This is a genomic window from Streptomyces sp. V4I23 (assembly GCF_030817975.1).
Lineage (GTDB): Bacteria > Actinomycetota > Actinomycetes > Streptomycetales > Streptomycetaceae > Streptomyces.
This window is the reverse complement of sequence record NZ_JAUSZW010000004.1, coordinates 1521722-1535512: the sequence shown is the minus strand read 5'-3', so window position 1 is coordinate 1535512 and position 13791 is coordinate 1521722. Positions and strand designations below refer to the sequence as shown.

Sequence of the window (13791 nt, the reverse complement as noted above, 5' to 3'; positions counted from 1 at the left end):
CGTGCCGGCCCGCCCCACCGCCGCAGCGGGCGGCCTGGGCTGGGCGAATCTCGGCATGGACATCGTGTCCGTCAACCGTGTCCGCCGGCTCATGGCCGACCACGGCGAGGCGTTCTTCGACCGGATGCTCGATTCCGGCGAACTGGCCGACTGCCGAACATCGACCGGGCTCGACGTACTGAGCCTCTGCGGTCGCATCGCGGCCAAGGAGGCGGCCTTCAAGACACTGCGGGTCCGCAACCGGTTCCTGCCCTGGCTGGACATCGTGGTGCGGCGCTCGGAAGGCGGCTGGCCGCTTGTCGAACTGCGCCGCTCCGCCGCCGCGATGGCCGCCGCTTCCGGCATCACCGAGATCACGGTGAGCATCAGCCACGACGTCGACTACGCGGTCGCCGTCGCCGCACCGATCCTCGGAGACTCCCCGGTCGTCGACGCCGCCGGCGCCCGGGACACTCCAGCCCACCCTCATGAACACGACACCGTAAGGAGCACAGCCATGAGTGACGGTCTGCAGCAGGTCAAGGACTGGATCCTCAAGCGCCACCCGGAGCGCGAGGACATCACCCCCGACCTCGACCTGATCGAGAACCGCCTGATCGACTCCCTGTCGTTCGTCGAGTTCGTCTTCTTGCTCGAGCAGCTCAGCGGCCGGACCATCGAGATGGAGACCCTCGAGGTCGACGCCATCCGCACGCTGGGCGCCATCGACAGCAACTTCTTCTGTGCGGAGGTGAAGTGACATGAGCCGACGGCTCTTCACCTCCGAATCCGTCACCGAGGGGCATCCCGACAAGATCGCAGACCGAATCAGCGACACGATCCTCGACGCTCTCCTGTCCCAGGACCCGACGTCCCGCGTAGCCGTCGAGACCCTGATCACCACCGGGCAGGTGCACATCGCCGGAGAGGTGACATCCAGCGCCTACGTGCCGATAGCCGAGCTGGTACGGGACGCTGTACTCGAGATCGGCTACGACTCCTCAGCGAAGGGCTTCGACGGCGCCTCCTGCGGGGTGTCCGTGTCGATCGGTGCCCAGTCACCCGACATCGCCCAGGGCGTCGACACCTCCGGCAAGGACGGCGACGAACTCGACAAGCAGGGCGCGGGCGACCAGGGCCTGATGTTCGGCTACGCCTGCAACGACACGGCCGAGCTGATGCCACTGCCGATCCACCTCGCGCACCGGCTCTCCCGCCGGCTGGCCGAGGTGCGCAAGGACGGGACCGTTCCGTACCTGCGCCCGGACGGCAAGACGCAGGTCACCATCGAGTACGACGGTGATCGGCCCGTACGCCTGGACACGGTCGTCATCTCCACGCAGCACGCCGCGGACATCAACCTGGAAGGGCTGCTCACCCCGGACATCCGTGAGTACGTCGTCGAGGCCGAGCTCAAAGCGCTGGCCGAGCAAGGTGTGGACCTGGAGAGCGACGGCTACCGGCTAATGGTGAACCCGACCGGCCGGTTCGAGATCGGCGGCCCGATGGGCGACGCGGGTCTGACCGGCCGCAAGATCATCATCGACACGTACGGCGGGATGGCCCGCCACGGCGGCGGCGCGTTCTCCGGCAAGGACCCGTCCAAGGTGGACCGCTCGGCGGCCTACGCGATGCGCTGGGTGGCGAAGAACGTCGTCGCGGCCGGCCTCGCGGCCCGCTGCGAGGTCCAGGTCGCGTACGCGATCGGCAAGGCCGCGCCCGTCGGTCTGTTCGTGGAGACGTTCGGCACCGAGAGCGTGCCCGTGGAGCGTATCCAGCAGGCCATCGACCAGGTCTTCGACCTGCGCCCGGCCGCGATCACCCGCGACCTCGACCTGCTCCGCCCCATCTACGCCCAGACCGCGGCGTACGGCCACTTCGGCCGCGAGCTCCCGAACTTCACCTGGGAGCGGACCGACCGGGCCGACGCCCTGCGCCGGGCAGCGGAGGACTGAGATGCGCATTGCTGTCACCGGCTCCATCGCCACCGACCATCTGATGACGTTCCCCGGGAGGTTCACCGACCAGTTCCTGGCCGACCGGCTCGACCGGGTGTCCCTGTCCTTCCTCGCGGACCGACTGGAGATCAGGCGAGGAGGAGTGGCAGCAAACATCTCCTTCGGGCTCGGGGTCCTCGGACTGCGCCCAGTACTGGTCGGCGCCGTAGGGAGCGACTTCGAGCCCTATCGCGTCTGGCTCAAGCAGCACGGGGTCGACACCGATTCCGTGCGGGTGAGCGCGGACCTCCATACCGCCCGATTCCTCTGCACGACGGACCGGATGCAGAACCAGATCGCCACCTTCTACGCCGGAGCCATGGCCGAAGCGCGGGAGATCGACCTCAGCTCCGTGATCCGCCGGGCCGGCCGACTCGGGCTGGTCATGATTTCCCCGGACGATCCCGAGGCCATGGTCCGGCATACGCAGGCATGCCGAAAGCTCGGCATTCCGTTCGCTGCCGATCCCTCCCAGCAGCTGGCCAGGCTCGGCAAGCAGGAGGTCCTGGAGCTCATCACCGGTGCTCGCTGGCTGTTCACCAACGAGTACGAGGAAGCACTGCTTCAGGAGCGGTCGGGCCTCACGAAGCAGCAGATCCTGGGCAAGGTCGACTGCTGGGTGACCACACACGGCGCCGAGGGCGTACGCATCGACCGGGACGGCGCAGAGCCGCTGACGGTGCCAGCCGTCGAGGTGGCCGGCGTCGTGGACCCCACCGGCGTCGGTGACGGGTTCCGGGCAGGCTTCCTCGCGGGACTCGCCTGGGGGGTGCCGGAGGAGCATGCGGCACAACTCGGCTGTGCCGTGGCGGCCACCGTGCTGGACTACGTCGGCACACAGGAATACCGCCTGTACCGCGACTCCCTCATCGGCCGTCTCCGGACCGCCTACGGTCCGGAGGCCGTCGCCCACCTGGTGGCGCACTTCAGGGAGCTGACATGAGGGGCTTCCGCGAAGCGCTCGCCACCCGGGTGGTGGTGGCCGACGGCGCGATGGGCACGATGCTCCAGGCCCAGGACCCCAGCCTGGAGGACTTCGAGAACCTCGAGGGCTGCAACGAGGTCCTGAACGTCACGCGCCCCGACATCGTCCGTTCCGTCCACGAGGCCTACTTCGAGGTCGGCGTCGACTGTGTCGAGACGAACACGTTCGGCGCGAACCTCGCGGCGCTCGGCGAGTACGACATCGCCGACCGCGTCTATCTGCTGTCGGAGGCGGGCGCGCGTATCGCCCGCGAGACTGCGGACGCGTACACGGCACGGGACGGCCGGCAGCGGTGGGTGCTGGGCTCGATGGGCCCCGGCACGAAGCTGCCGACGCTGGGCCATGTGCAATTCGGCGCTCTGCGTGACGCCTACCAGGAGAACGCGGAAGGTCTCATTCGCGGTGGGGCCGATGCCCTGCTCGTCGAGACGACGCAGGACCTGCTCCAGACGAAGGCGGCACTTGTGGGTGCCCGCCGGGCACTGGAATGGTGTGGCTTCGATCTGCCCGTGATCTGTTCCGTGACGGTCGAGACGACCGGCACGATGCTGCTCGGCTCGGAGATCGGCGCGGCCCTGACCGCGCTGGAGCCGCTGGGCATCGACATGATCGGTCTGAACTGCGCCACCGGCCCGGCCGAGATGAGCGAGCACCTGCGGTATCTCGCCCGCCACTCCCGCGTCCCGCTGTCCTGCATGCCGAACGCCGGTCTCCCGGTCCTCGGCAAGGACGGCGCCCACTACCCGCTGACGGCGCCCGAGCTCGCCGACGCGCAGGAGACGTTCGTCCGTGAGTACGGCCTCTCGCTCGTCGGTGGCTGCTGCGGTACGACGCCGGAGCACCTGCGTCAGGTCGTCGAGCGGGTGCGCGGCATCCGGCCGGCGGTCCGCGAGCCGCGCCCGGAGCCGGGCGCCGCGTCGCTGTACCAGACGGTGCCGTTCCGGCAGGACACCGCCTACATGGCGATCGGTGAGCGGACGAACGCCAACGGCTCGAAGAAGTTCCGCGAGGCCATGCTGGAGGGCCGCTGGGACGACTGTGTGGAGATGGCCCGCGACCAGATCCGCGAGGGCGCCCACATGCTCGACCTGTGCGTCGACTACGTCGGCCGTGACGGCGTGGCGGACATGGAGGAGCTGGCCGGCCGGTTCGCCACCGCGTCGACGCTGCCGATCGTGCTGGACTCGACCGAGGTCGAGGTCATCCGCGCCGGCCTGGAGAAGCTGGGCGGCCGGGCCGTCATCAACTCGGTGAACTACGAGGACGGCGACGGGCCCGAGTCCCGCTTCGCGAAGGTCACGCGCCTGGCCCAGGAGCACGGTGCCGCGCTGATCGCGCTGACGATCGACGAGGAGGGCCAGGCCCGTAGCGTCGAGCACAAGGTGGCGGTCGCGGAGCGGCTCATCGACGACCTCACCGGCAACTGGGGCATCCACGAGTCGGACATCCTCATCGACACGCTGACGTTCACGATCTGTACGGGCCAGGAGGAGTCCCGTAAGGACGGCGTCAACACCATCGAGGCGATCCGGGAGCTGAAGAGGCGTCACCCGGACGTGCAGACCACCCTCGGTCTGTCGAACATCTCCTTCGGCCTCAACCCGGCCGCCCGCATCCTGCTCAACTCCGTCTTCCTCGACGAGTGCGTGAAGGCCGGCCTGGACTCGGCGATCGTCCACGCCTCCAAGATCCTGCCGATCGCCCGCTTCGACGAGGAGCAGGTCAGCACGGCGCTCGACCTGATCTACGACCGGCGCGCCGAGGGCTACGACCCGCTGCAGAAGCTGATGGCGCTGTTCGAGGGCGTCAACACCAAGTCGATGAAGGCCGGCAAGGCGGAGGAACTGCTCGCCCTGCCGCTGGAGGAGCGCCTCAAGCGGCGCATCATCGACGGCGAGAAGAACGGCCTCGAGGCCGACCTCGACGAGGCGCTGCGGGACCGGCCCGCCCTGGACATCGTCAACGACACGCTGCTCGACGGCATGAAGGTCGTCGGCGAGCTGTTCGGCTCGGGCCAGATGCAACTGCCGTTCGTGCTCCAGTCGGCCGAGGTGATGAAGACCGCGGTCGCCTACCTGGAACCGCACATGGAGAAGACGGACGACGAAGGCAAGGGCACCATCGTCCTGGCCACCGTCCGCGGCGACGTGCACGACATCGGCAAGAACCTCGTCGACATCATCCTGTCCAACAACGGCTACAACGTGGTCAACCTGGGTATCAAGCAGCCCGTCGCCGCGATCCTGGACGCGGCGAAGGAGCACAAGGCCGACGTCATCGGCATGTCCGGCCTGCTCGTCAAGTCCACGGTGATCATGAAGGAGAACCTCGAGGAACTGAACGCCCGGGGACTCGCGAGTTCCTACCCCGTCATCCTCGGCGGCGCCGCCCTCACCCGCGCCTACGTCGAGCAGGACCTCCACGAGATCTACGAGGGCGAGGTGCGTTACGCCCGCGACGCCTTCGAGGGCCTGCGCCTGATGGACGCCCTCATCGCGGTCAAGCGCGGAGTGCCCGGCGCCATCCTGCCCGAGCTCAAGCAGCGCCGCGTTCCCCAGCGAGAAAGTCCGCTGCTCGACCTCCTCGTCGAACCCGAAGCCGCCGGCCGCTCGGACGTCGTTGCTGACAATCCGGTGCCGGAGCCGCCGTTCTGGGGCACCCGCGTCGTCAAGGGCATCCCGCTCAAGGAGTACGCCTCCTGGCTCGACGAAGGCGCCCTCTTCAAGGGCCAGTGGGGGCTGAAGGACCAGCACACCATCGAGGAGGAGGGCCGGCCGCGCCTGCGCGGCTGGCTCGACCGCCTGCACACGCAGAACATGCTGGAGGCGGCCGTCGTCTACGGCTACTTCCCCTGTGTGTCCAAGGGCGACGACCTGATCCTCCTGAACGAGGACGGCTCCGAGCGCACCCGCTTCTCCTTCCCGCGCCAGCGCCGTGGCCGCAGGCTGTGCCTCGCGGACTTCTTCCGTCCCGAGGAGTCCGGCGAGACCGATGTCGTCGGCCTCCAGGTGGTCACCGTCGGGTCCAGGATCGGTGAGGAGACCGCGAAGCTCTTCGAGGCCGACTCCTACCGCGACTACCTCGAACTGCACGGATTGTCCGTCCAGCTGGCGGAGGCCCTCGCCGAGTACTGGCACGCGCGCGTCCGCGCCGAACTCGGCATCGCGGGAGCCGATCCGGACTCTGTGGCGGGCATGTTCCGTACCGAGTACCAGGGCTGTCGCTACTCGATCGGCTATCCCGCCTGCCCCGACCTGGAGGACCGCGCCAAGATCGCGGAGCTGTTGCGGCCCGAGCGGATCGGCGTGCAGCTGTCCGAGGAGTTCCAGCTCCACCCGGAGCAGTCCACGGACGCGATCGTCGTCCACCACCCCGAGGCGAGCTACTTCAACGCCGGAGGACGTCCGTGACCACCTTCTCTTTCGAGTTCTTCCCACCGAAGTCACCGGCCGGCGAAGCGACGCTCTGGGAGGCGATACGGCGCGTCGAGCCGCTCGCACCAGACTTCGTGTCCGTCACCTATGGTGCCGGGGGGTCCTCGCGCGAGCGTACGGTTGCCGTCACCAAGCGGATCGCCGCCGCAACGACGTTGCGTCCCGTCGCTCATCTCACCGCTGTCGGGCATTCGGTGGCAGAGCTGCGCCGCATCATCGGTCAGTACGCCGATGCGGGAATCCGCGATGTTCTCGCTCTGCGCGGCGATCCTCCCGGTGACCCGAGAGGGACGTGGAACGCCCACCCGCACGGCCTGTCACATGCTGCCGAGTTGGTGGAACTCGTCCGCTCCCTCGGCGACTTCACCATCGGAGTGGCCGCCTTTCCCGAGGGCCATCCCCGCTCGGCGTCTCCGGCCGAAGACATCCGCCACTTCGTCGCCAAGTGCCACGCAGGCGCGGACTACGCCATCACGCAGATGTTCTTCGATGCCGAGACGTATCTCCGGTTCCGGGACCGCGTGGTCGCAGCAGGCTGCTCGACGCCCATCATTCCCGAGATCATGCCGGCGACCGACGTGCGGCAGATCCGCCGCTTCGCCGAGCTCAGTGACGCGTCCTTCCCCCGAGAGCTTGCGCTTCGCCTGGAGATCGCGCGCGACGACCCGGCCACCTCCTACCGCATCGGGGTCGACCACGCCACGGCGATGGCGAACCGGCTCCTCGCCGAAGGCGCCCCCGGCCTGCACTACATCACGTTGAACCGCTCCACCGCGGCACTCGACATCCACCGCCATATCCAGACGCCTAGGAGCCTCCATGTCTGCTGATTTCGCCGATTTCAAGGTCGCGGACCTGTCCCTGGCCGAGTTCGGCCGTAAGGAGATCACTCTCGCCGAGCACGAGATGCCCGGCCTGATGTCGATCCGCAAGGAGTACGCCGCCGCCCAGCCGCTGGCCGGTGCCCGCATCACCGGCTCGCTGCACATGACCGTGCAGACCGCGGTGCTGATCGAGACCCTGGTCGCCCTCGGCGCCCAGGTCCGCTGGGTGTCCTGCAACATCTACTCCACCCAGGACCACGCCGCTGCGGCCATCGCGGCAGCCGGAATCCCCGTGTTCGCCTGGAAGGGCGAGACGCTGGAGGAGTACTGGTGGTGCACGGAGCAGGCCCTGACCTGGCCCGGCCACGCAGGCCCGAACATGATCCTCGACGACGGCGGCGACGCCACCCTCCTCGTGCACAAGGGTGTTGAGTTCGAGAAGGCCGGTGCCGTCTCCGATCCGTCCACTGCCGACAACGACGAATACCGCGTCATCCTCGAACTGCTGCACCGCACCAGCCTCAACTGGTCCCAGCTCGCGTCTGAGATCCGCGGTGTGACGGAGGAGACGACGACGGGCGTCCACCGTCTCTACGAGATGCACCGCGAAGGCACGCTGCTGTTCCCGGCGATCAACGTGAACGACGCCGTGACGAAGTCGAAGTTCGACAACAAGTACGGCTGCCGGCACTCGCTGATCGACGGCATCAACCGCGCCACCGACGTCCTCATCGGCGGCAAGACGGCCGTCGTCTGCGGCTACGGCGACGTCGGCAAGGGCTGCGCGGAGTCCCTGCGCGGCCAGGGTGCCCGGGTGATCATCACCGAGATCGACCCGATCTGCGCCCTGCAGGCGGCCATGGACGGCTACCAGGTCACGACCCTCGACGAGGTCGTCGAGACGGCCGACATCTTCGTCACCACGACCGGCAACAAGGACATCATCATGGCCTCCGACATGGTCAAGATGAAGCACCAGGCGATCGTGGGCAACATCGGTCACTTCGACAACGAGATCGACATGGCCGGTCTGGCCCAGGTGCCCGGCATCGTCAAGGACGAGGTCAAGCCCCAGGTCCACACCTGGACCTTCCCCGACGGCAAGGTCCTGATCGTCCTGTCCGAGGGCCGGCTGCTCAACCTGGGCAACGCCACCGGACACCCGTCGTTCGTGATGTCCAACAGCTTCGCCGACCAGACGCTGGCCCAGATCGAGCTGTTCACCAAGCCCCAGGACTACCCGACCGACGTCTACGTGCTCCCCAAGCACCTCGACGAGAAGGTCGCCCGTCTCCACCTCGATTCCCTCGGCGTCAAGCTCACCACCCTGCGCCCGGAGCAGGCGGAGTACATCGGCGTCAAGGTCGAGGGCCCGTACAAGTCCGACCACTACCGCTACTGATTTCGTTGAAGGAGGGCGCAGCATGTCCGACGAACACCGCGACCCTGATCTGCCCGGCCGCCTTCTGCTCACTGAGCGGGATACGCTGATGCCGCTGCTCCGGTCGGCGCCCGAGGAGATGTTCGCCCTTCGCACGGCTTGCCCGGGCTGGACGGTTCGCGAAGTCCTCGCCCACTGCGGAGCCGCGCTCGTCCGGATCGTGGAAGGCTGCCTCGAAGAGGGAGTCTTCTCCCCGGAGTCCAATGCCGCTGATGTCGCAGAGCGGGCGGACTGGCCGCTGGGGCGTGTGCTGGACGAGCTGGAGCGCGGCTTCACAGAGGCGGGGCCGGTGATTGCGACACACGAGGACGGCCTGCTGGACACGGTTGCCCTGGGCGAGTGGGTGCACGCCGGCGATGTGAGAGACGCCTGGGATGAACCGGGCGCGTACGGCGGGGGCGGGGCGGCGCCGGCCTTGGAGCTGTTGTCGGTCGCCAGCAGAAGGCGGGACACACCGCGGCTGCATGCGACGCTCGACGACGGCCGACATCCTCTCGTACTCGGGAACGACATTTCCGGGCGGCCGCCTGCCCGGCTGGCCGCCGACGCACCGACGCTGATCCGGCTCTACTCCGGCCGGCCTCTGGTCGGCACGCGCTACGACCTCAGCGGCGCTCAAGAACACGAGCTGGTCATCTACCGCTGACCTGCAGCACCGCCTGCTACTCGGTGGCGACGATCTGGAAGGCCTCGGCGAGGCGGCCCTGCGGGAGGCCGCCCGCCTGCGCGTGCTCGGACAGCCAGTCGTGCAGGAGGCCGGCCAGATCGTCGAAGTGCGCGGTCTGTGAGGTATGGATGCGCAGGGCCTCGACCTTGCGGCTGAAGACGCTCGTGACGTCGACGTACTGGTTGGGCGTGGGGCCCGTCATGAGCCATAGTTCCGGCACGGTCCACGGCTCGAGCCCCTCCTTCTTCAGGAGCTCGGGGTAAGAGAAGGGGTTCCGTGCCTCCGGATAGATCGCCCGAAGGGCTGCGTCGCCCACGGCGCGGTGATCGGGGTGGAGATCGGCAAGCCGCTTCCAGTTGATCTCAGGGCTGGGAATGATGGCGCGCTGCGGTCGCACTTCACGAATGACCCGGCACAGGTCGCGCCTCAAGTCGACGCTGGGCTCGACGAGGCTGTCGGGATAGCCGAGGAAGCGCACGTCCTGGACTCCGCTGAGTTTCGCCGAGTGGACCTGCTCGGCGCGGCGCAGGTCCGCCATCGCCTGCCGAGGGAGCTGCTCGTCGTAACCGCCGGCCCCTCCGTCCGTGACGATGCAGTAGGTCGTCCGTGTGCCACGGGCGATCCACTGCATCACCGTCCCGCTGACGCAGAACTCGATGTCATCCGGGTGCGCGGCCACGACCAGCAGGCTTTCGGGCGCACTGCGGTCGGGGCTGTCGGTCCTCAACTCGTCCATACCGTCAGCCTCTTGTGCGGTCGTGGCTGAGGCAAGGCGCATCCGGTGGCGCATCTACGACATGGCACTTACGCGCCACCCAAAAAATTGGTAACTTCAAATCATTGGTTGAAGTAAGAGAAAGCGATGGCCGGAGGCGACTGGCATGTGCAGGATTTTCGGTACGTTCGCCGCCGGGGTGACGGACCCCGAGCTGGCTGCCGTCTCGGGCAGGCAGCGCCATGGCGGACCCGACGAACAGGGCGTCCTCAGCGGGCGCGGCTGGTCCCTCGGATGCGACCGGCTGGCGATCACGGACCCCTGCGGCGGGAGTCAGCCCTACCGGTTACGGACCGCCCCCGGCGTTCTGGCCGTACTGAACGGGGAGATCTACAACCACCGGGAGCTGCGGCGGCGCATGGTCGCCCGTGGGCACCGTTTCAGTGACCAGTGCGACGGCAGTCTGCTGCCCGCCCTCTACACGGAGTACGGTCCCGACTTCGCCCAGCACCTCGACGGCATGTTCGCGATAGCCGTACTCGATCTGCGCTCGCGGCCCCGACTCGTACTCGCCGTCGACGACATGGGCATGAAACCTATCCACTACCACGTGGCCAAGGACGGATCCGTGCGCTTCGCGTCCGAGATACCTGCGCTCCTCGCCTTCGACGGGGTGCCCACCGACGTCCGCGAGGAGGCGCTTGATTCCGTCCTGGCCACGAAGACGCCGCTGGGTACCGAGACGGCGCTGCGCGGCGTCCACGTCCTCCCCGCCGGCGCCACGGCAGTGGCGGACCCCGGTGCGGTTCTTCGCGTCCGCCGACGTGCTCGGCGCGACAGCCCACCGCAGGACGGCCTGGGGGTCCTGGACACCCTGCGCCACGAAACGGAGCGACTCGTCGCCGCCGACGTGCCGGTCTGCGCCGTCACCAGCGGTGGCCTCGACTCGGGACTGGTCACAGCCCTCGCAGCCGAGGAGCTCCGCTTCGAGGACAGTCGCCTTCACACCTTCCACCTGGGCTACAAGGGCCGCTGGCCGGACGCCGAGCACACGTATGCGCAAGCCATCGCCAATCGAGCGCGTACCGCGCACCACCAGATCGACGTCCCCCCGTCGGAGCTGGTCTCCCTTCTCACCAGGACCGTCCGTCATCTGGGGCAGCCCAACGCCGACCCCATCGCGCTGAGCACCTACGCTCTCTTCCGCGGTGTGCGCCAAGCCGGGTTCACGGTCGCGCTCACCGGTGACGGGGCGGACGAACTCTTCGGCGGCTACGAGCGGGTGCGCAACGCGCTGGCGGCCCCTGAAGGCGAGGACTGGACGGGCGCCTACGTCGACTCGCTCGCGGCCGCCCCCAGACTGCTCCGCGAACGCCTGTACACCCCGGCCTACCGGGCCTTCATCGATGACCGAGGCTCGGACAGCGACCGCATAGCCGCCCGGCTGCGGGATTCCCGCACGGACCGGCTCTCCACGCTCAGTGACTTCGAGACACGATGCCGTCTGCCTGCCTACCACCTTCGGCGGCTGGACCACCTGAGCATGGCCTGGGCAGTGGAGACGAGAATGCCTTTCTGCCAGCCGGCGACCGTGGCACTGGCGCGCGCTCTCCCCGCTCGCGACCGCCAAGGCAAACGCGCACTGTACGAAGCGGGCCGTGGCCTGCTGCCCAGCACTGTCCTCAAGCGACCGAAGCAGCCGTTCACCCTCCCGCTCGCCGCCATGCTGACGCCGGGCAACCCGCTGCTCGACACCGTACGCGAGCTGCTGTCGCCCGCAAGGCTGGCGCGAGAGGGGCGGCTGCGCCCCGACCGCGTCCAGGCGCTGCTCGCCCGCCAGGTCGCCCGGCCGTCCACTTCCGACGCCCTTGCGCTGTGGGCCATCGCCGTTCACGAGCTGTGGACGGAGGTCGTACAGGGACTGCGCATCCCCATCGGTGCAGCGGCATGAAGGCGGACATCGTGCGCGTGGAGGGAGCTCCGTGCCCCACACTCGTCCTCGCGCGCGACATGCTCCCCTCCGGCGCCCTCGCGTTACGGGAGGAGCTGCTCCATATCCGCCGGTGGCTCGACCGCACCGGACGGGGACACATCCACAAGATCGGCCTGTACGGAGCCTCACCCGCACCGGACTCAGACCTGGACTACCGCTTCGTCCAGAGCATGCCCCACGGCTTCGACTTCCGGAGCGGCTGTGGTCACTCGCTGCTCGCCTGCGTCACGGCGGCAGGCCTGACAGGCACGGTGCGCGTGCGGTCTCTGACGACCGGTGACACCGTCGTCTGCGAGCCGGAGCCGCACGCTTCTCACACCGTCAGGTTCAACGGCCCCGGGCCGACGCGTCCGCTGCTGCCGACCGGACGCCCTGTGGACCGGATCGGCGGACTGGACGCGTCGCTGGTCCGCTTCGGCAACCCCTATGTGTTCGTCGACGCGGCAGCGCTCGGTGTGCCCACCGCACAGGCGCTGTTCGAGGCCGGCGGCGAAGTGCTACGCGTTCTTCTGCGTGCCCGAGCAGCCGCGGCCCGACTGCTCGGCTGCGGCCCGGACACAGCACTTCCCAAGATCACTGCCGTCGGTACCGGCCCTTGCGGACGGCCCTTCGCCCGAGGCGTCACAGTGAGCGGCTGGCATCCGAGTCTCGCCCTGACCGGGGCCGCATGCCTGGCAGCAGCCGCGGCCATCCCGGGCACGGTGCCTCATCGCCTGGCGGAGAGCGCAGCGCTGGAGATCGTCACACCCGGTGGCATCGTGCGCGTGTCGGCTGCCGTCGAGGGGCCGTACATCCGCAGCATCGCAGTCCATGGAAAGCGTGCCCACGTGTGGGAACGAGCGGTGCCACTGCCGTGGCGTATCCGCGTCACGGCGTGAGTACGCAGCCCCTCTGACCTCTGTTCGGCGTTGAAACTCTGCCACGCTGGATCGCGAGGGACTTCCCAACTGCCCATGGGCAAAGGGAAGTCGCGCCCGTTCCCGTCCTGCGTGGGGAGTGCAGCAGAGGATGAAATTCGAGAACCTACGGGTCGTCGTGACCGGAGCGTCCCGGTACTTCGGCCGTGCGCTCGCCATCGGCTTCGCCCACTTGGGAGCCGAGGTCTACGTCTCGGCCCGCACCGTCGATGCGGCTGAACGCACGCGAACAGAGGTCATGGGATCTGCCAGGGACCGCATTCACGCCTTCGGATGCGACCTGAGCAAGCCGGCCGACATCCGGGAGTTCGCACGCCATGTCGGCGAGCGCACGGACCGGGTCGACCTCCTGGTCAACAACGGGGCCCGCTGGCTGGACGGCCTCGAACTCGACGACGCCTCCGACGACGAAATCGTGGAGACGATCGAATCAACAGCCGGCGGTACGGTGCTGATGGTCAAGCACTTCCTGCCTCTCCTCCGTGCCTCCAGTCGCCCTGACATCGTCAACATGGTCGCCGTCTGCGGCGGTGGTTCGACGTTCGGCTCCACCGCGCACGAAGCGTTCTACGCGGCAAAGGGCGCGCAGGCCGGCTTCGCCGACATCCTTGCCAGGCGTCTCGGCCCCGCCGGTGTACGCGTCTTCTCGCTCTACCCCCCGGACTTCTCCACTTCCGACCCGCGCTCCGCGGAATGGGAAGGGATGGGCCCCGGCAGGCAGAGCGCCGAAGAGAAGCTCACCACTCAGGCACTCTTCGAATGCATCGTCTACGCGGTCGAGCAGCCGCGGGACTGCTTCATCCGCTCCTTCCACTTCGAACCGCGCTGAGCACCGCACC

11 protein-coding genes are annotated in these 13791 nt (G+C 68.3%); 10 read left to right on the top strand and 1 reads right to left on the bottom strand.

Annotation, left to right across the window (positions count from 1 at the left end):
- Position 1 precedes the first annotated feature (1 nt).
- The 7 genes from QFZ82_RS09130 to QFZ82_RS09100 are packed head-to-tail and all read left to right on the top strand — an operon-like array spanning position 2 to position 9306.
- Complete coding sequence (locus QFZ82_RS09130) at positions 2-739, top strand: 4'-phosphopantetheinyl transferase superfamily protein (RefSeq protein ID WP_307712673.1); 738 nt, start codon at positions 2-4, stop codon at positions 737-739.
- Between the two features lies 1 nt (position 740).
- Complete coding sequence (metK, locus tag QFZ82_RS09125) at positions 741-1934, top strand: methionine adenosyltransferase (RefSeq protein WP_307712672.1); 1194 nt, start codon at positions 741-743, stop codon at positions 1932-1934.
- A 1-nt stretch (position 1935) separates the two neighbouring features.
- Positions 1936-2919 carry a carbohydrate kinase family protein gene (locus QFZ82_RS09120; RefSeq protein ID WP_307712671.1) on the top strand — a complete coding sequence of 328 codons (984 nt, stop codon included), beginning with the start codon at positions 1936-1938 and terminating at the stop codon, positions 2917-2919.
- A complete protein-coding gene (gene metH / locus QFZ82_RS09115) occupies positions 2916-6371 on the top strand; it encodes a methionine synthase (RefSeq protein ID WP_307712670.1) in 3456 nt (1151 codons plus the stop codon). Before QFZ82_RS09120 ends, metH begins: the two co-directional genes overlap by 4 nt.
- Positions 6368-7225 (top strand): methylenetetrahydrofolate reductase [NAD(P)H], encoded by an 858-nt coding sequence (gene metF / locus QFZ82_RS09110; RefSeq protein ID WP_307712669.1) that lies wholly within the window; start codon positions 6368-6370, stop codon positions 7223-7225. Before metH ends, metF begins: the two co-directional genes overlap by 4 nt.
- Positions 7215-8621, top strand: coding sequence for an adenosylhomocysteinase (gene ahcY, locus QFZ82_RS09105; RefSeq protein ID WP_307712668.1), 1407 nt, complete (start codon positions 7215-7217; stop codon positions 8619-8621). The genes metF and ahcY overlap by 11 nt, the downstream gene beginning before the upstream one ends.
- A gap of 22 nt (positions 8622-8643) precedes the next feature.
- Positions 8644-9306, top strand: coding sequence for a maleylpyruvate isomerase family mycothiol-dependent enzyme (locus tag QFZ82_RS09100; RefSeq protein ID WP_307712667.1), 663 nt, complete (start codon positions 8644-8646; stop codon positions 9304-9306).
- Between the two features lie 16 nt (positions 9307-9322).
- Here the strand turns inward: QFZ82_RS09100 and QFZ82_RS09095 are convergent, their stop codons facing one another.
- A complete protein-coding gene (locus QFZ82_RS09095) occupies positions 9323-10063 on the bottom strand; it encodes a PIG-L deacetylase family protein (RefSeq protein ID WP_307712666.1) in 741 nt (246 codons plus the stop codon).
- A gap of 145 nt (positions 10064-10208) precedes the next feature.
- Here QFZ82_RS09095 and asnB point away from each other — a divergent pair, with 145 nt between their 5' ends.
- The 3 genes from asnB to QFZ82_RS09080 all read left to right on the top strand — a co-directional run bounded on the left by asnB (position 10209) and on the right by QFZ82_RS09080 (position 13781).
- Positions 10209-11993, top strand: a complete 1785-nt coding sequence (gene asnB, locus QFZ82_RS09090) for an asparagine synthase (glutamine-hydrolyzing) (protein ID WP_307712665.1) — start codon at positions 10209-10211, stop codon at positions 11991-11993.
- Positions 11990-12913: a hypothetical protein gene (locus QFZ82_RS09085; RefSeq protein WP_307712664.1), complete on the top strand. Its 924-nt coding sequence runs from the start codon at positions 11990-11992 to the stop codon at positions 12911-12913. The genes asnB and QFZ82_RS09085 overlap by 4 nt, the downstream gene beginning before the upstream one ends.
- A gap of 130 nt (positions 12914-13043) precedes the next feature.
- Positions 13044-13781 carry an SDR family oxidoreductase gene (locus QFZ82_RS09080; protein WP_307712663.1) on the top strand — a complete coding sequence of 246 codons (738 nt, stop codon included), beginning with the start codon at positions 13044-13046 and terminating at the stop codon, positions 13779-13781.
- The last annotated feature ends 10 nt before the right edge of the window (positions 13782-13791 follow it).